This window comes from Kaistia defluvii, from assembly GCF_026343955.1.
GTDB lineage: Bacteria > Pseudomonadota > Alphaproteobacteria > Rhizobiales > Kaistiaceae > Kaistia > Kaistia defluvii.
On sequence record NZ_JAPKNI010000005.1, the window covers coordinates 309,325 to 327,088 of the forward strand.

General features: G+C 67.0%; 15 protein-coding genes and 1 pseudogene. 9 read left to right on the forward strand and 7 right to left on the reverse strand.

Annotated features, from left to right (window positions below; genetic code table 11):
• Positions 1-20 precede the first annotated feature (20 nt).
• On the reverse strand, positions 21-782 hold the full coding sequence (locus OSH10_RS15160) for a hypothetical protein (RefSeq protein ID WP_266332682.1): 762 nt from the start codon (positions 780-782) through the stop codon (positions 21-23).
• Positions 783-1,094: 312 nt separating this feature from the next.
• On the opposite strand from OSH10_RS15160, the gene ada reads away from it, so the two are divergent.
• Both ada and OSH10_RS15170 read left to right on the forward strand, forming a co-directional pair.
• Positions 1,095-2,210 (forward strand): bifunctional DNA-binding transcriptional regulator/O6-methylguanine-DNA methyltransferase Ada, encoded by a 1,116-nt coding sequence (gene ada / locus OSH10_RS15165; RefSeq protein WP_266332683.1) that lies wholly within the window; start codon positions 1,095-1,097, stop codon positions 2,208-2,210.
• On the forward strand, positions 2,207-2,782 hold the full coding sequence (locus OSH10_RS15170; RefSeq protein ID WP_266332684.1) for a methylated-DNA--[protein]-cysteine S-methyltransferase: 576 nt from the start codon (positions 2,207-2,209) through the stop codon (positions 2,780-2,782). Before ada ends, OSH10_RS15170 begins: the two co-directional genes overlap by 4 nt.
• Here OSH10_RS15170 and OSH10_RS15175 read toward each other — a convergent pair.
• Positions 2,774-3,271 (reverse strand): MarR family winged helix-turn-helix transcriptional regulator, encoded by a 498-nt coding sequence (locus tag OSH10_RS15175; protein ID WP_266332685.1) that lies wholly within the window; start codon positions 3,269-3,271, stop codon positions 2,774-2,776. The two genes, OSH10_RS15170 and OSH10_RS15175, sit on opposite strands and share 9 nt — an antisense overlap.
• Before the next feature lie 83 nt (positions 3,272-3,354).
• Here OSH10_RS15175 and OSH10_RS15180 point away from each other — a divergent pair, with 83 nt between their 5' ends.
• The 3 genes from OSH10_RS15180 (at position 3,355) to OSH10_RS15190 (ending at position 6,623) form a co-directional block, all read left to right on the forward strand.
• The gene (locus OSH10_RS15180) at positions 3,355-4,233 is read left to right on the forward strand and encodes an EamA family transporter (protein WP_266332686.1); all 879 of its coding nucleotides are present in this window, start codon (positions 3,355-3,357) and stop codon (positions 4,231-4,233) included.
• Between the two features lie 57 nt (positions 4,234-4,290).
• Positions 4,291-4,656, forward strand: a complete 366-nt coding sequence (locus tag OSH10_RS15185) for a DUF488 domain-containing protein (RefSeq protein ID WP_266332687.1) — start codon at positions 4,291-4,293, stop codon at positions 4,654-4,656.
• Positions 4,657-4,784: 128 nt separating this feature from the next.
• Entirely contained in the window at positions 4,785-6,623 is a 1,839-nt protein-coding gene (locus OSH10_RS15190) for a heavy metal translocating P-type ATPase (protein WP_266332688.1), read from the forward strand.
• 22 nt (positions 6,624-6,645) lie between these two features.
• Here the strand turns inward: OSH10_RS15190 and OSH10_RS15195 are convergent.
• Both OSH10_RS15195 and OSH10_RS15200 read right to left on the reverse strand, forming a co-directional pair.
• Positions 6,646-6,936: pseudogene (locus OSH10_RS15195) on the reverse strand (hypothetical protein); the annotation flags it as partial.
• 22 nt (positions 6,937-6,958) lie between these two features.
• Positions 6,959-7,309: an ArsC family reductase gene (locus OSH10_RS15200; RefSeq protein WP_266332689.1), complete on the reverse strand. Its 351-nt coding sequence runs from the start codon at positions 7,307-7,309 to the stop codon at positions 6,959-6,961.
• A gap of 321 nt (positions 7,310-7,630) precedes the next feature.
• Here OSH10_RS15200 and OSH10_RS15205 point away from each other — a divergent pair, with 321 nt between their 5' ends.
• From OSH10_RS15205 to OSH10_RS15220, 4 genes are all read left to right on the forward strand, one after another.
• Positions 7,631-9,058 carry an efflux transporter outer membrane subunit gene (locus OSH10_RS15205; RefSeq protein WP_407660719.1) on the forward strand — a complete coding sequence of 476 codons (1,428 nt, stop codon included), beginning with the start codon at positions 7,631-7,633 and terminating at the stop codon, positions 9,056-9,058.
• Positions 9,059-9,169: 111 nt separating this feature from the next.
• On the forward strand, positions 9,170-10,393 hold the full coding sequence (locus tag OSH10_RS15210; protein WP_266332690.1) for an efflux RND transporter periplasmic adaptor subunit: 1,224 nt from the start codon (positions 9,170-9,172) through the stop codon (positions 10,391-10,393).
• A 4-nt stretch (positions 10,394-10,397) separates the two neighbouring features.
• Positions 10,398-12,374 (forward strand): MacB family efflux pump subunit, encoded by a 1,977-nt coding sequence (locus tag OSH10_RS15215; RefSeq protein WP_266332691.1) that lies wholly within the window; start codon positions 10,398-10,400, stop codon positions 12,372-12,374.
• A 109-nt stretch (positions 12,375-12,483) separates the two neighbouring features.
• Entirely contained in the window at positions 12,484-13,938 is a 1,455-nt protein-coding gene (locus tag OSH10_RS15220; RefSeq protein WP_266332692.1) for an FAD/NAD(P)-binding protein, read from the forward strand.
• A gap of 20 nt (positions 13,939-13,958) precedes the next feature.
• On the opposite strand, the gene OSH10_RS15225 is transcribed toward OSH10_RS15220, so the two are convergent.
• From OSH10_RS15225 to soxR, 3 genes are all read right to left on the reverse strand, one after another.
• Positions 13,959-15,587 (reverse strand): ABC-F family ATP-binding cassette domain-containing protein, encoded by a 1,629-nt coding sequence (locus OSH10_RS15225; RefSeq protein ID WP_266332693.1) that lies wholly within the window; start codon positions 15,585-15,587, stop codon positions 13,959-13,961.
• Positions 15,588-15,720: 133 nt separating this feature from the next.
• Positions 15,721-17,202 carry an MFS transporter gene (locus OSH10_RS15230; RefSeq protein ID WP_266332694.1) on the reverse strand — a complete coding sequence of 494 codons (1,482 nt, stop codon included), beginning with the start codon at positions 17,200-17,202 and terminating at the stop codon, positions 15,721-15,723.
• A 54-nt stretch (positions 17,203-17,256) separates the two neighbouring features.
• Positions 17,257-17,754, reverse strand: coding sequence for a redox-sensitive transcriptional activator SoxR (soxR, locus tag OSH10_RS15235; protein WP_266332695.1), 498 nt, complete (start codon positions 17,752-17,754; stop codon positions 17,257-17,259).
• Between the last annotated feature and the right edge of the window lie 10 nt (positions 17,755-17,764).

The following is a 17,764-nucleotide window of genomic DNA, read 5'->3' on the forward strand; positions in this document are numbered from 1 at the left end:
GTCACTGCGACACGCACTTGTCAAAGCCGGATTTCGCCATCGTCTGTGAAGACACAATGGACCGCCCCATACACCAATTCAAATGGTCCGCTATCGCCAAAGGCCTTCGCTGCGACGGCGACGGCCATCATTGCACGATGCACATACAGGACGTACTGCCTCATCATGTCAGATAGCCGCCGATCTGTGGTTTGAAGTGGCAGTACGAACTTGTGACCATCGTATACATCCATGATGTGCACCGCCGCACCGTGCACATAACCGGAGAACGTGGCGTCAATGGTCTCAGTTACCGCTACGACTTGGCTTACCGGCAATCCCGCATTGTAAGTGCGGGCCACATAGGCTCTGATGTCGCGGCGGGAGACACGATTTCGCCTCTGCGTCGCCTGAAGAGGATCCGGGTGATCAAATTCCTCCTGAAAGAATTCGGCAAGATACTGGTCGTGACGCGGTTCGCGCGGGTGCTGAAATACGAGCGGCCCCGCAATGAACATGATGTCAGAGTCGAGCTCGTCCATGGCTCTCATAGTTGCGCCAGCATCTAGAACTAAGCCGTTTTGCAGCAACACCCAGCCAGCTCTCAACGCGCTCGACAATCGAACCGACTTTAGAACTAGAGCCTGACGCGCCTGATGCTCGACATACCGATGGGCACGATCATCTCCATGGAGATGCGTCCATGCTGGCTGGGGCACCAGATTCTCCATGCGCGCAACAGCTTGATCAATAGTTTGCACGGCTGTTGTGAATGCCGCTTCTTCTTTAGTCGAGAAAGGCATGGAACCTCAATGGGGGTCGAATTTCAGGACGCTAACAGGTGCTTCCGCAATCTAGATGTCTGATGTCCACACTGTCTTGCCCAAAAGCAGACCGTCAGCAAACCACCCCTACTCGCCATTCTGGCTCAGAGCGCCACCGGCAACCGTTGAGGAAAAGTGCAATTGGCGAAGACTGCCGGAAATGGAGCGCCAAGCCAGGGGACAGGGCCCAAGCTCCTCGCTTCCCCCAAAAATTCAAAAGCAAGGGCCGGAGTGCGCGCGGTATCTCCGGGGCCTACCTAGTGGGCATGATCCATGCGAAGGATGATGCCCATGGCCCACGCCCTGCACCCAGACGCCCCTGCCCCCGCCAGCACCCTCGCGCCCGCTGATGCGCTTGCGCCGGTCGAGCGCGATCCCCGCTGGCAGGCGGTGGTGGCGCGCGATCGCGCCTTCGATGGCGCGTTCGTTTTCGCGGTCCGCACCACCGGAATCTATTGCCGGCCCTCCTGCCCTTCCCGCCACGCCAGGCCGGAGAATGTCCGCTTCTTCGACGCCTGCGAAGACGCGGAGGCGGCAGGCTTCCGCGCCTGCCGGCGCTGCACGCCCAACGCTGCGTCGCTGGCCGAGCAGCATGCCGAGATCGTGGCCAACGCCTGCCGCATGCTCGAGGCGGCCGAGACGGAACCGTCGCTCGCGAAGCTCGCCGCGACGGTCGGCCTCAGCCCGTTCCATTTCCACCGGATCTTCAAGGCGCAGACCGGGGTGACGCCCAAGGCCTATGCGGCGGCGCACCGCGCCTCGCGGGCGCGAAACCAGCTGGCGGGCGGCGCCGGCAGCGTCACCGAGGCGATCTATGATGCCGGCTTCCAGTCGAGCGGCCGCTTCTATGCGACGTCTAACGCCGTGCTCGGCATGACGCCGACCGCGTTCCGGGCCGGCGGCGCCGACACGCGGATCCACTTTGCGATCGGGCAATGTTCGCTCGGCGCCATCCTGGTCGCGCGCAGCAGCCGGGGAATCTGCGCCATCACGCTTGGCGACGACCCCGAGGCGCTGGCGCGCGAGCTGCAGGACTGTTTTCCCAAGGCCGAGCTGATCGGCGGCGACGCCGAATTCGAGAGGCTGGTGGCGCAGGTGGTCGGCTTCATCGAGGCTCCGAAACTTGGACTCGACCTGCCGCTCGACGTGCGCGGCACGGCCTTCCAGCAGCGGGTCTGGCAAGCGCTGCGCGAGATTCCGGCCGGCGAGACCGCGAGCTATGCCGATATTGCCCGCCGCATCGGCGCGCCCAAGGCCGTGCGGGCGGTGGCCGGCGCCTGCGCCGCCAACGCCATCGCGGTGGCGATCCCCTGCCACCGTGTGGTGCGGAACGACGGCGCGCTGTCGGGCTATCGCTGGGGCGTCGAGCGCAAGCGGGCGCTGCTGGACAAGGAAGCGCGCGGATGAACGCCGACCCGCGCCCGGCCGGCTTCGGGCCGGAGGCTGCAAGCCGCGGCGCGATCCGCCTGTCGCTCGAGGCCATCCCGACGCCGATCGGCGACATGCTGCTGGTCGCCGACGAAGAGGATTTTCTGCGCGCGGCGGATTTCGCCGATTGCGAGGATCGGCTGGCTCGGCTGCTCGATCGCCGGCTGGGTCGGGGCGGCTATGCGCTGACGCGGGAAGCGGTCCCGGCTGGCATCGCCGCGCGCCTGCGGGATTATTTCGCCGGCGACCTCGCCGCCCTCGATGCAATTGCGGTCCGATCCGACGGCACCCCATTCCAGCAGACGGTCTGGCAGGCGCTGCGCACCATCCCGCCCAGCACCCCGCTCAACTATGGAGGGCTCGCCGAGCGGCTGGGGCGGCCGCAATCGGCGCGGGCGGTCGGCCATGCCAATGGCGCCAATCCGTTCTGCGTCGTCATCCCCTGCCACCGGCTCGTCGGGGCCGATGGCGCCCTGACCGGCTACAGCGGCGGGACGGCGCGCAAGCGCTGGCTGCTTGACCACGAGGCCCGGCACATGACGTCAGCCTGACGCGCGCGCCGCGATGCCGGCGAGGAAGCTTCGCAGCAAGGGGTCGAGCGCCGCCTGCTCGTCGGGCGACAGCAGCGCGATCAGCCGCTTCTGCGTCGCGACATGCGCCGTCACCGCCGCTTCGATCGTCGCGAGGCCTCTAGGGGTTAACAGGACGCTAACACTGCGGCGGTCGTCGGGGTTGTGCGAGCGCGTCACAAGCCTGGCCTTTTCGAGCTGGTCGATGCGGTTGGTCAGCGTGCCCGAAGTGATCATCATGGTCGAAAGCAGGTCGCCCGGCGACAGGCTGTAGGGCGCGCCGGAGCGGCGCAGCGTCGCCAGCACGTCGAAACTCGCGCCGGTCAGGCCATATTCGGCGAAGGTCTTGTCCATCTCGCGCGTCAGGAAGTGCACGATCCGGCCCAGACGACCGATCAGCCCCATCGGCCCGACATCGAGATCGGGTCGTTCACGATTCCATTGCGCCAGGATTTCGTCGACAGCGTCCATGCCGACATCCTCACCTCGTCGATATCTTGACGTCAAGACACATCCGGGTATCTTGATATCAAGATAAATCGCCGAGGCGCGCCATGCACCGCAATCTCGACCTCCTGCTGACGGCGATCGCCCCGGCGATCTGGGGCAGCACCTATCTGGTGACGACGGAGCTTCTCCCTGCCGGCTACCCGCTGACGGTGTCCGTGCTGCGCGCCCTGCCCGCGGGAATCCTGCTTTTGCTGGCGGTGCGCACGCTGCCGCATGGCGTCTGGTGGGGGCGGGTGCTGGTGCTGGGGGCGCTCAATTTCTCGATCTTCTGGGCGATGCTGTTCGTCTCGGCCTACCGGCTGCCGGGCGGCGTCGCGGCGACGGTCGGCGCGATCCAGCCGCTGGTGGTGATCCTGCTGGCGCGCGCCCTGCTCGGTACGGCGGTCCGCGTCGCGGCGATCCTGGCGGCGATCGTCGGCATTGGCGGCGTCGCGCTGCTGATCCTGACGCCGCAGGCGAGCCTCGATCCCGTGGGGATCGCGGCCGGCCTCGCCGGGGCCCTCTCCATGGCCTGCGGCACCGTGCTGACGCGGCGCTGGCAACCGCCGGTCTCGCCGCTCGCCTTCACCGCCTGGCAACTGACCGCCGGCGGCATCCTGTTGCTGCCCTTCGCCTATTGGCTGGAGCCAGCGCTCCCCCCGCTCACAGGCGCCAACATCGCCGGCTTCGTCTATCTCGGCCTCATCGGCGCGGCGCTGACCTATACGCTTTGGTTCCGCGGCATTGAGAGGCTCGGACCCGCCACGGTCTCGCCGCTCGGCTTTCTGAGCCCGCTGACGGCCGTGGTCCTCGGCTGGTGGTGGCTCGACCAGACGCTGAGCGCCGCCCAGTGGCTCGGCATGGTCGCCGTGCTCGGCAGTATCTGGTTCGGCCAGCGGGCGCAGCAGACGCCGCCAAAGGCCCTCGCCCCGGCCAGGGGCTGATTTCGGAAGGGAGGATCGGATCTGGACGAAGGACCAGCGCCGACGGATGATCCCCGCATGATCCAGTTGAAGCGAATCTACGAGCCGGCCAGTCCGGAAGATGGCTTCCGGGTGCTCGTCGACCGGCTCTGGCCGCGCGGCGTCCCCAAGGCGCGCGCCGCGGTCGATCTCTGGGCGCGCGATGTCGCGCCCTCGACCGAACTGCGCCAGTGGTTTCATCACGAGCCGTCCAACTGGGACGAATTCGTGCTCCGCTACCGCCAGGAACTGGCCGCCTATCCCGAGGCCGTGTCCGCGCTGCGGGAAAAATGCGCCGGCCGGGTCACCACGCTGCTCTATGGGGCCAGGGATGAGGCGCGCAATCAGGCGGTCCTGCTGAGGGAACTTCTGGAATCCGGGGATCCGGCGTCTGGCGCAGGCTAGTTCGACCATCCCCTATCGACAGCCATGACAAAATGGGTTGGTGTCGCACGCGGCGCCGCATTATCGGAACTGCGTCTCTTGCCTCGGCCCTGGCCGCCCATCCACCCCCTCTAGGGACTTCGAGACCCATGCCGCAGAAGCGGAGGCCGATCTGGTCCAGCAATGTCGCGCTCCTGGCGGCCGCGCTTGGCGGGCTTACAGCCGGACTGCTGCTCTATGTCATCGGCGGCCGCGGATCGGCATCCTTTGTCTGGGGCTTCGCCACCCTGCCCGTCCTTCTCAGCCTGCTCGTCCAGATCGTCAGTTCGCTGCGCCGGGGCGATGCCGGACTGGACATCATCGCAGCGCTCTCGATGTCGGCGGCGCTGGTCTTCCGCGAGCCGCTCGCCGCCAATGTCGTGGCGCTGATGTATGCGGGTGGCCAGTTCCTGGAAAACTATGCCGAACGGCGCGCGCGTTTCGAGATGACGGCCCTGCTCGGCCGGGTCGCGCGGACCGCGATGCTCTACAACACGAACGGATTGCGCGAAGTCGACATCGACTCGATCAAGCCCGGCGACCGGCTGCTGATCCGCAAGGGCGAGGTCCTGCCCGTCGATGGCCGCATCGCCTCCGCAAGCGCCCAGATCGACACCTCGGCCCTGACCGGCGAATCCATGCCGGTCCGGCTTTTGGCCGAGGACGAAGCGCTGAGCGGCATGATGGCGATCGGCTCTTCGTTCGATCTGATCGCCACCCGGCCGGCGTCGGAGAGCGCCTATGCCGGCATCGTCCGCCTCGTCGAGGCAGCGCAGCAATCCAAGGCGCCGGCCGTGCGGATGGCCGATCGCTATGCGCTCTGGTTTCTCGCCCTGACGCTGCTGCTGGCGGGGGGCGCATGGATCTGGACCGGTGATCCGATCCGGGCCCTCGCCGTGCTGGTGGTGGCGACACCCTGCCCCCTGATCCTGGCCGTTCCGGTCGCGATCATTGCCGGCATCTCGCGCGCCGCCAAGCTGGGCGTGCTGGTCAAGGGCGGCGATGCGCTGGAAGCGCTGGGCCGCGCCCGCGTCGCCGTGCTCGACAAGACGGGAACGCTGACGCATGGCCACGCCGAACTGACCGATACCTGGGTCGCGCCGAGCTTCGATGCCGATGAGGTGCTGCGGCTGGCGGCTTCGCTGGACCAGGCATCCACCCATGTCATGGCGCAGGCCCTGATCGAAGCGGCGCAGGCCCGCTCGCTTCACCTGTCGACGCCCACCGAGGTCGACGAGACGGCGGGCGCCGGCCTGATCGGAATGGTGGATGGCCATCGCGTGGCCGTCGGTGGCACCGCCTTCGCAAAGTCCCACATCACGGCCCCGCCGGGCCGGATGGCGCAGCGCTTCCCGAGCAGCACGGCGACGATCGACGTCGTCATCGACGGCGCGCTGGCGGGCATTCTCGTGCTTGCCGATCCGCTGCGCGCCGACGCGGCATCCGTCATCGATCGACTGCGCAAGGCCGGCATCGACCGCATCGTGCTCGCCACCGGAGACCGCGCCGCGGTTGCCCGTCCGATCGTGGACCAGTTGCGTATCGACGAATTGCGCGCTGACCTTACGCCTCAGTCGAAGGTCGACGTCGTGCTGGCCGCGCGCGCGGCCGGCCCCGTCATGATGGTGGGCGACGGCGTCAACGATGCGCCCGCGCTCGCCGTCGCCGATGTCGGTGTCGCCATGGGCGCGCGCGGCGCGGCGGCGTCTTCGGAATCCGCCGATGTCGTGCTGCTGGTCGATCGGCTCGACCGCCTCGCCGATGCGATCGGCATCTCGCATCGCTCGGCGAAGATTGCGCTGCAGAGCGTGGTTGTCGGCCTGGGCCTGTCGATCCTCGCCATGATCGCCGCCGCGCTCGGCTTCCTGGCGCCCCTGCACGGCGCGCTGCTGCAGGAGGCGATCGACGTCGCCGTGATCCTGAACGCCTTGCGCGCCCTGCGAGGATAATCCCGCAAGCAACGGATCGAGATCATTTTCTCGGGGCCTGGGTTCGCCATGCCGGAGATCTCTCCACGGCATGGCTGATTGGGCGAAGAGACATTATTCGGCAGCTTTGGCCCAGCGCGCGCAACTTTCGCAAGGCGGCGACCATGTTGATCAGCGCCGGACGGACCTCCTCCCAGCTGCGGGCTTTCAGGCAGCAATCCGGGTTGGCCCAGATCGGCTCCGGCTGGAGCCGTTCGACCGCCCTGTCGAGCAGGTCGGGCATTCCGGCCAAGGCCGGCACGCGCGGCGAATGGATGTCATAGACGCCCGGGCCCTCATTTCCGCAGGAGCTTCGTCTACGGGAAGGCCGCCTCATAGGCTTCCGGCTTGAAGCCGGCCAGCAGGCGACCATCGCCGAGATCGAGGATCGGACGCTTGATCATCGAGGGCTGCGCCTGCATCAGGCCGATCGCCTTTTCCGCGTCGAGATCCTGCTTCTCCGCATCATCAAGCTTGCGGAAAGTGGTGCCGGCCCGGTTCAGGACGGTTTCCCAGCCGAGCTCGCCGACCCAACGGGCGAGGTGGGCCCGGTCGATCCCTGTCGCCTTGTAGTCATGAAACTCGTAGGAAACACCTTTCGCATCAAGCCACTGCCGGGCTTTCTTCATAGTGTCGCAGTTCTTGATACCGTAGATGGTGACCGTCACGCCGTCTCTCCCGCCGATTTCCACGCCGGCGGAGCAGGCCGCCGATTCCTTTGCCGATCATAGCCGGCGGCGCGGTGTGGGCACATTCCGCCCGCGAACACGCGACAGGAAGCCGCTTCGCCAAGGGCATGCGGCCATGCGCCCTCTCCAGCAACATTGACCTGCCGCCGACACGCCGAATATAGCTTCGGTTGCATTACCATTAACGTGGATTCACCCTTGATTGTTCAAAGGCTTCCGGCCGCCGGCCTGACCGCCGCTCCGCGCTCGAGGCCCGCTGGGCAGGGCCGGGGGCCCCGCCTTCGCCCGTCCCTGCCCCGATTGGCGCTGTTGCTCGCGCTGACGACGGCGCTGGGAGGCTGTGTCGTCGTCGGACCGGACTACCAGAAGCCCAGCCTTTCGCTGCCGACGAAATGGGGAAGTGGCGCCGCCTCCAAGCCGTCCAAGCCGCCGGAACTGTCGCAATGGTGGCGGCGTCTGGGCGATCCCATGCTCGACGAACTGGTCGACGAGGCTGTCGCCGGCAATCTCGACGTCGCCAGCGCCAAGGCGAACATCCGCGAAGCGCGCGCCAGCTACCGACAGACGGTCGGCGCCCTGTTTCCTTCCGCCAATGGCTCGGCCGGCGCCGATCGCGGCAAGAGCGGCGGCTATATCTCGAGCCAGGTCCAGGCAGGTCTCGACGCGAGCTGGGAGCTGGACCTGTTCGGCGGCAACAAGCGCGCGGTCGAGGCGGCGCGCTACGGCATGGAAGCGGCGGAGGAAGAGCTGCGTGCCACGCTGCTGACGCTGATCGGCGATGTCGCCACCAATTATGTCTCGGCGCGCGGCTACCAGGCGCGGATCGCGCTCGCCAAGCGCACGGCGGCCTCGCAGCGGGAGACGGCGGCGATCACCCGCAACAAGTTCGAGGCCGGCGGCGCCACGGCCGCCGATGTCGCGACCGCCGAGGGGCAGGCCAGCAGCACCGAGGCCGGCATTCCGTCGCTCGAAGCCGCCTATGCCGAAACCGTGCATCGGCTCTCCGTCCTCACCGGTCGCGCGCCGAGCGCGCTCGTCGACCGCATGAAGACGCCGAAGCCGGTTCCCGCCCCTCGCCTGCCGATCCCGACCGGCATCCCGGCCGATGTGCTGACGGCCCGACCGGACGTCCGCCTCGCCGAGGCGCAATATGCCAGCGCCACCGCGAAGATCGGTCAGGCGGAAGCGGCGCGCTATCCCAGCGCCAGCTTGACCGGCAACATCGCCACCCGCGGCGCCAAGCTTGGCGATCTCGGCAAGGGCTCGTCGATCAGTTGGTCCTTCGGCCCCAGCCTGACCGTGCCGATCTTCAACGCCGGACAGTTGAAGGCCGCCGTCGAGGGGACCCAGGCGCAGCGCGACCAGAGCTTCATCGCCTATCAGGCGGCCGTGCTTTCGGCGCTGGAGGACGTGGAGAACGCGATTGTCGCCCTGGCGCAGGAGCGCATCCGTTCCGGCAAGCTCGCCTCTGCGGCGCGCTCCTATGGCGAGGCCAACAGCCTCGCCCGCTCGCTGTTCCAGGCCGGTTCCTCGAGCTTCCTCGACGTGCTGACTGCCGAGCGCTCGCTCTATTCGGCGTCGGACGCGCGGATCGAGAGCCAGGTCGCCATCGCCACGGACTATATCGCTCTCAACAAGGCACTTGGCGGCGGCTGGGACGGCGCAATCGACAGTTCGCGGCCGGTGATCGTCGACAAGCGGACGGGGCCCCACCTTGCCCGGCCCTGATCGACGCCAGCCCGCCTCCCTTCCCGTCCAAGCCACCCGACCGACGTCGTGCGCCGATCGATCGCGCACCCGGCTCCGGGGGCTCCCTCAGCCCGTTCGAAAGCCGCCCGCATGAGCCCGAAATCCCCGCGCCGCAAGTCCCGCATTCCCCTCCTGGTCATGGCGCTGATCGGGATCGCGGGGGTCGGCTATCTGTTCCGTTCGAGCTTCACGGGTCCCGAGGCGCCGTCGATGATGACCGCGCTCGTCACCACCGGCGCCGTCGAGGAGACTGTTCTGGCGACCGGCACGCTGAAACCGTCGAAGCTGGTCGCCGTGGGCGCGCAGGTTTCCGGCCGGGTCACGTCGCTCAAGGTCGCCTTGGGCCAACAGGTCAGGAAGGGCGACCTGATCGCCGAGATCGACTCGGTGACGCAGGAAAACGCGCTCCGCACCGCCAAAGCCGCGCTTGCCAACATCCGCGCCCAGCGCGTCGAGAAGGAAGCCTCGCTGCTGCTGGCCGAACAGACGCTGGCGCGGCAGAAAACCATGCTGGCGCAGAAAGCCGTTTCGCAGGCCGATTTCGAGACCGCCGAGGCCAACGTTAAGACGACGCGGGCCCAGATCGAGGCGCTCGACGCCAGCATCATCGAGGCGGAAGTCGCGGTTTCGACCGCCGAGGCCAATCTCGGCTACACGCAGATCACCGCGCCGATCGACGGCACCGTGCTTTCCGTCGTCACGCAGGAAGGCCAGACCGTCAACGCCGCGCAGTCGGCGCCGACCATCGTCATCATGGGCCAGCTCGACGTGATGACGGTGCGAGCCGAGATCTCCGAGGCGGACATCGTCCGCGTGAAGGCGGGCCAGCCGATCTATTTCACCATCCTGAGCGATCCCGAGCGTCGCTACGAGGCGACCCTGGCCTCGATCGAGCCGGCGCCGGAATCGATCCGCAACGACAGCAGCTTCAGCACGTCGGCCACCACGAGTTCCTCCTCGGCGACGTCGTCGGCAATCTATTACAACGGCATCTTCAACGTCCCGAACGAGGATGGCCGGCTCCGCACCTACATGACGGCGGAGGTGCACATCGTGCTCGGCCGCGCCGACGACGCCCTGATCGTGCCGGCCGTCGCGCTTGGGCCCCGCAACGCCGATGGCAGCTACACGGTGCGGGTGGTCGAGGGCGACAAGATCTCCCCTCGCAAGGTCGAAATCGGCCTGAACGACAAGGTGATCGCCGAGGTCCGCTCCGGCCTGCAGAAGGGCGACAAGGTCGTGACGGGCGAAGGCTCGGCCACGGCGCGCGCCGCCGGCGGACGCCGGCTGGGCGGCTCGCCCATGGGGTTCTGAGCCGATGCACGCGCCTTCGCTCACGGAGCCGCTGATCACGCTGACCGGTCTCCGGCGGGAGTTCCCCTCCGGCGAGGAGACGATCGCCGTGCTGCGCGATGTCGATCTCTCCATCACCGCCGGCGAGATGGTGGCCATCGTCGGCGCCTCGGGCTCCGGCAAGTCGACGCTGATGAACATTCTCGGCTGCCTCGACCGGCCGACAACCGGCAGCTATCGCATCTCCGGCCGGGAGACCGCCTTGCTGGAGCCGGACGAGCTGGCGGCGCTTCGGCGCGAACATTTCGGCTTCATCTTCCAGCGCTATCACCTGCTGGCCGAACTGACCGCGCTCGGCAATGTCGAGATCCCCGCCGTCTATGCCGGCCAATCCCCGCACGACCGGCAGGTTCGCGCCGCCGCCCTGCTGGGCCGCCTCGGCATGGCCGACCGCACCGACCATCGCCCTGGCCAGCTTTCCGGCGGCCAGCAGCAGCGCGTCTCGATCGCCCGCGCGCTCATGAACGGCGCCAACGTCATCCTCGCCGACGAGCCGACCGGCGCGCTCGACCGGCATAGCGGCGAGGAAGTTCTGAAGATCCTCGATGAGCTGCATGCCGAGGGCAAGACGGTCATCATCGTTACGCACGACATGGCGGTCGCCGCCCGCGCAGAGCGTGTCATCGAGATCAGCGACGGCGTCATCATCTCGGATACGCGCAAGGGCGAGACACCGCTCGCCGTCGTCGGCGAACCTGGCGCAACGCAGGCGCAGAAGACGGGCCGCCGCTGGACTTCGATCCTCGACCGCGCCCGCGAGGCGCTGCGCATGGCGCTCTTGTCGATGCGCGCCCACAAGCTGCGCACCTTCCTGACCATGCTCGGCATCATCATCGGTATCGCCTCGGTGGTGAGCGTGGTGGCGCTCGGCGAAGGCTCGCGCCAGAAGGTGCTCGCCAATATCTCCGGCCTCGGCACCAACACCCTGGAGATCTTCGCGGGCAAGGATTTCGGCGACATGCGCTCCGGCAAGATCACGACGCTGGTCGTGGCCGATGCCAACGAACTGGCCAAGCAGCCCTATGTCGCTGCGGTGACTCCCACGGTCTCCACCGCCAGCTCGGTACGCTTCGGCTCCAAGGAGGCAAGCGCGCTCGTCAACGGCGTCAGCGAGCAGTATTTCGCCGCCAAGGGCACGACACTTGCGGCCGGCCAGTTCTTCGACGCGGGAAGCGTACGGACGATGGCGCAGGACGTCGTCATCGACGAGAACACCCGCAAGGCGCTGTTTTCCGACTTCGACGGCAGCCCGGTCGGCCAGGTCATCCTGATCGGCCAGGTGCCGGCGCGCATCGTCGGCGTCGCCAAGCCGCAGCAGGGCGGCTTCGGCTCGAGCCAGAACCTGTCGCTGTTCCTGCCCTACACCACCGTGCAGGCCCGCTTCCTCGGCAGCCCCTCGCTGCGCAGCATCACGGTCCGCGTCAGCGACGACGTCCCAACCGACCTTGCCGAAGCCGCCGTCACGACGTTCCTGACCCAGCGCCACGGCACCAAGGATTTCTTCATCCTCAACACCGATGACATCCGCCAGACCATCACCGCGACGACGGCGACTCTGACGCTGCTGGTCGCCTCGATCGCGGTCATTTCGCTGATCGTCGGCGGGATCGGCGTCATGAACATCATGCTGGTCTCGGTATCGGAACGCGTCTCGGAGATCGGCGTGCGCATGGCCGTCGGCGCGCGGCAGGGAGACATCCTGCAGCAGTTCCTGATCGAGGCGATCCTCGTCTGCCTGATCGGCGGCCTGATCGGCATCGGCACGGCGCTCGGCTTCGGCGCCATTTTCAGCGCCTTCAGCTCCAATTTCAGCCTGATCTATTCGACCACCTCGATCGTCGTCGCCTTCTTCTGCTCCAGCCTGATCGGCGTGGTCTTCGGCTATCTGCCGGCGCGCAACGCTTCCCGGCTCGATCCGGTCGTGGCGCTCGCCAAGGGATAGCGCGCGCAACGGCGCCTTCCTGCGCTGGTACGACACTTGCTTCGATCGAACGTGACCGCGCCGCCGGCATCACCCGGCGGCCGGCGCGTGCGATCACGGAGCAGCAGGCATGACACAGGACACAAGGGAACTCGACGAACTGGCGCGGCGCGCACGCTTCGAGCTCGATTGCGTGAACTATCCGGCGCGCGAATGGGTAACCCCGCGCTTCGCCGACGGTCAGCCCGTGCAGGACGTGGTCATCGTCGGCGGCGGACAGAACGGCCTCGCCCTGGCATTTCGCCTCCTGAAGGAGCGGGTCACCAATATCCGCGTGCTCGATCGCAACCCGGCCGGCCGCTCGGGACCGTGGAAGACCTACGCCCGCATGCACACCCTGCGCACGCCCAAGACGGTCTCCGGCCCTGAACTCGGCACGGCCGCCCTCTCCGTCCGTGCCTGGTATGAGGCGAAATACGGTAAGGAAGCCTGGGCCAGTCTCGGCAAGATCCCGCGCGGCGACTGGCACGATTATCTCGAATGGATGCGGCACACGGTCGGCATCCCGACGACCCACGACGCGGAAGTCGTCGACATCGCGCCCCGCGAGGACGGCTACCTCGCGGTCGCCACCCGCGTTGGCGGCGTGGTCGAGACGATCCTGGCCCGCAACGTCGTCCTGGCGACGGGCATAGAAGGCGCGGGGCGCTGGGCCGTCCCCGCCCTCATCGAAAAGGCTCTGCCGCGCGAGCGCTATGCCCATACCGCCGAGGCGATCGACTTCGCGGCTCTCCGGGGCAAACGCGTCGCCGTGCTGGGTGCCGGCGCCTCGGCTTTCGACAATGCCGCGACCGCGCTGGAGCATGGCGCGGCCTCGGTCGACCTGTTCGCGCGTCGCCGCGTCCTACCCCGGATCAATCCGAACCGCTGGATCGAATTTGCCGGTTTCATGCGCCATTTCGGCGATCTGGACGATGCGCATAAATGGTCGTTCATGCGGCACTTCCTCGGCATGAACCAGCCGCCGCCGCAGGACACCTTCGAGCGCTGCGCCCGCTTCGATCAATTCGACCTGCACCTCGGCAGCCCGTTCGAGAGCGTCGATTTCGACGGCCACGCGATCCGGCTGAAGACGCCGCGCGGCGCGTTTGAGTGCGACTTCCTGATCGTGGGGACAGGCTTCGTCATCGACCTGGCCAATCGGCCGGAAACCGCCGGCTTCGCCGACAAGATCGCGCTCTGGTCCGATCGATTCCAGCCCGCGCCCGGCCAGGAAGACAAGACGCTGGCCGGCTACCCCTATCTCTCCGGCAGCTTCCAGTTCACCGAGAAGGTGCCCGGCAGCGCACCATGGCTGAAGCACATCTACAGCCACACCTTCGGCGCCATGGCGAGCCTGGGCGGCGCGGCCGGCATCTCGCAGCTGAAGTTTAGCACCGACCGGATCGCGCTCGGCATCACGCGCCAGCTCTTTCTCGACGACGCCGAAACCTACCTGCCCAGCCTGCAGGCCTATGACGCGGTCGAGCTCGACATTTCGGCCTTCGAGGCCGCCCGCGCCGCGCGCCAGGCAAAGGTCGCCTGAGCGCTGCCGACCCGGAAGGGCTAGCCGCCGGGATGCAGTCCCGGCGCCTCGCTGCCGGTGCTGGCGACATATTCGCTATAGCCGCCGCCATACTGGTGGACGCCATCCGGCGTCAGTTCGAGCACGCGATTGGACAACGCGGCCAGAAAATGGCGATCATGCGAGACGAAGATCATCGTGCCCTCGAATTCCGAGAGCGCCGCGATCAGCATTTCCTTGGTCGCCATGTCGAGATGGTTGGTCGGCTCGTCGAGCACGAGGAAGTTCGGCGGATCGAAGAGCATCTTGGCCATCACCAGACGCGCCTTCTCGCCGCCCGAAAGCACGCGGCAACGCTTGTCGATATCGTCGCCGGAGAAGCCGAAGCAGCCCGCAAGCGCCCTGAGCGAGCCCTGCCCCGCCTGCGGGAACGAGCCTTCGAGCGACTCGAACACCGTCTCGTCGCCATCCAGCAGTTCCATCGAGTGCTGGGCGAAATAGCCCATCTTGACGCTGCCGCCGATCGTCACCGTTCCCTGGTCCGGATCGGACGTGCCGGTGACGAGCTTCAGCAGCGTCGACTTGCCCGCGCCATTGACGCCCAGGATGCACCAACGCTCCTTGCGCTGGACCTGGAAATCGAGGCCGGCATAGATCGACTGGCTGCCATAGCCCTTGTGCACGTTCTTCAGGCTGACGACGTCGTCGCCCGAGCGCGGCGCGGGGCGGAACTCGAACTGCACCGACTGGCGGCGGCGCGGCGGCTCGATCCGGTCGATCTTTTCGAGCTTCTTCACCCGGCTCTGCACCTGCGCGGCGTGCGACGCGCGCGCCTTGAAGCGCTCGATGAACTTGATCTCCTTCTGGAGCATCGCCTGCTGGCGCTCGAACTGCGCCTGACGCTGCTTTTCGCCCAGGGCGCGCTGCTGCTCGTAGAAATCATAGTTGCCGGAATAGGTGGTGAGCGAACCGCCGTCGATCTCGACCACCTTGTTGACGATGCGATTCATGAACTCGCGGTCATGCGAGGTCATCAGCAGCACGCCGTCATAGTCCCTCAGGAATTCCTCCAGCCAGATCAGGCTTTCGAGATCCAGATGGTTGCTCGGCTCGTCGAGGAACATGCCGTCCGGGCGCATCAGCAGGATGCGGGCAAGCGCCACGCGCATCTTCCAGCCGCCGGAAAGGGCCCCGACATCGCCATCCATCCGCTCCTCGCTGAAGCGCAGGCCCGCCAGCACCTCGCGCGCCCGTCCCTCCAGCGCATAGCCGTCCAATTCCTCGAAACGGCCCTGCACGTCGCCATAGCGGGCAACGATGGCATCCATCTCGTCCATCCGATCGGGGTCGGCCATGGCGGCTTCGAGCTCGGCCATCTCGGCCGCCAGTTCGCTGACCGGTCCGGCGCCGTCCATCACTGCCGATACCGCGCTGCGGCCTGACATCTCGCCGACATCCTGGCTGAAATAGCCGATGGTCACGCCGGGATCGATCGAGACCTGCCCGTCATCGGGCTTTTCCTCGCCGGTCATCATCCGGAACAAGGTGGTTTTGCCCGCGCCGTTGGGGCCGACCAGACCGACCTTCTCGCCCTTCAAAAGGCTCATCGAGGCGTCGATGAACAGGATCTGGTGGCCGTTCTGCTTGCTGATGTTATCGAGACGAATCATGGGCCCGTGGCGATCTGGGAGAGTTGGAAGCGGCCTTATATCCATTTGCGGGGAGCGGCCAAACCCTTGCGGCGCCAGCGCAGCCGAGCAGGACAAGGGCCGGCGTCCCTTTTGCGACGCCGGCACTCCTGATTCAGACGATCGGGTCAGCTCTCCTGGGCATCCGGCGCAGCGCACGAACCGCCACGACGATGCAGAGCACGGGCGCGAGCGCGAAGATCACACCGAGCCAGAGCGCCGCATTCGACGCGCCAGCCATGGCGCCGGGCTCCGCGATACCGGCGAAGTTGGCGACCATGCCGGCGCAGGCCGTACCGAATGCGATGGAGAACAGCTGTACCGTCGTCACGCCGCCGGCCGCGAGGCCCTGCTCGCTGTCGGGAACAGAGCCATAAACCCGTGTCACAAGACTGGGCCAGGCAAGCCCGATGCCGAAGCCGATCAGCAACAGGCTGAGGCAGATCGGCATGAGATGGGCAGGGTCGCCGCCGCTTCGGACGGGCATGAACCAGGCGAACAGCGCCAGGCCCGTCGCGACCAGAACCGGCCCGGTGACGACCAGCCGGTCGCCATGGCTCTCCTGCCAGCGCGAACTCAGCAGAGATGCCGCCGTCCAGCCGAGCGCCATCAGGGCGGCGAGATAGCCGGCCCAGATCGGTGACTGGCCATGCAGCTCGCGCAGCAGATAGGGCACGAAGACTTCCGGTTGCATACCCAGCATCAGCAGAGCGATGGTGAGGTAGAGGGCGCCGGGCGCGGTTGCGATATCGAACGCGCCACGAGGCAGCAGCCGGACGCCGCCCCGCCCCTCCGCGACCGCGATCAGTGCGATCATGGCGAGCCCGGCGCCGAGGCCGGCCAGGTTCCAAACCAGCGCCGGCGAGAGACTGCCGGCCGACACCGCCAGCACGGCGCCCGTCAGCAGAACAAGCTGCGGCAGCGGCACCGGCGAGCGGTCGCCGCGATCCCGGCTTGTCGCCGGAAGCGTTACATAGGCGACGGCAGCAAAGGCCGCCGTAACCGGAATCAGCGACCAGAACGCAGCCCGCCAGGCGCCATATTCGGCAAAGATGCCCCCTACGGCCGGACCAATCAGCGTGGCGATGCCGAACATCGCCGAGATCAGGCCAATGGCGCGGCCCCAGAGCCGCTCCGGCAGGACAAGACGCGTCAATCCATAGGCCAGCGCATAAAGAAAGCCGCCGCCCAGCCCCTGCACGCTCCGCCCGATCAGCATGACCGGCATGGCGGGAGACAGCGAGCAGATCAGCGTACCGCCGGCGAAGAGCATCGATGCGACGAGATAGGCGGCGCGCGGACCGGCGCTTCCCAGCAACCTGGCGGTCAACGCCGCACCCAGGATCGAAGCGACGACAAACAGCGTCGTCGCCCAGGCATAGAAATCGAGGCCGCCAATATCGAGGATCACCGAGGGCATCACGGTCGTCGCGATGTACATGTTCACCGCATGCAGCGTGACGCCGCCCGAAAGCGCGATCGCATAGACGGCGTTCTTGCCGGTCAGCAATTCGCCCCAGCCCGCGGGGGAAGTCGGCGGCGCACTCGCCACCAGCCCGCCAGCGGTCCGCGCTGGCACATCGAGATCAAAATTCATGTCGGCACTCCATTGGGCGACGAGTCGTCGCCAGCCGACACGGCTTATAGAACCTCAACCATTCTTGAGGTCAAGGGCCGGTTCCGCATCGCTTGTCGGCTCGGTAGGCAACAGGCGGCGCGGGCCGGAACCACGCTGACCCAGTTCATCATCGGGATTGCGCAGCGGGCAATCTTCCAGCGACAGGCAACCGCAACCGATGCAGCTGGTGAGCTGGTCGCGAAGCTGGATCAGGCCGGTGATCCGCGCCTCCAGCATGTCCTTCCAAGTCTCGGTGAAATGACGCCAGTCGCGCGCATTGGGCGTGTGGTCGTGCGGCAGGTCTCGCAATGCCTCGCGAATGGTTGCCAGCGGGATGCCGGTGCGCTGGGCGATACGGATGATGGCGATCCGGCGCAGCACGGAGCGATGATAGCGGCGCTGGTTGCCCTGAGTCCGCTCCCCGGCGATCAGCCCCTTGGCCTCGTAGAAATGCACCGTCGAAACAGCGACGCCGCTGCGCTTGGCGACGTCGCCAACGGCCAGCATGACCTTGATATCCTTGCCACTCATCATGAACCTC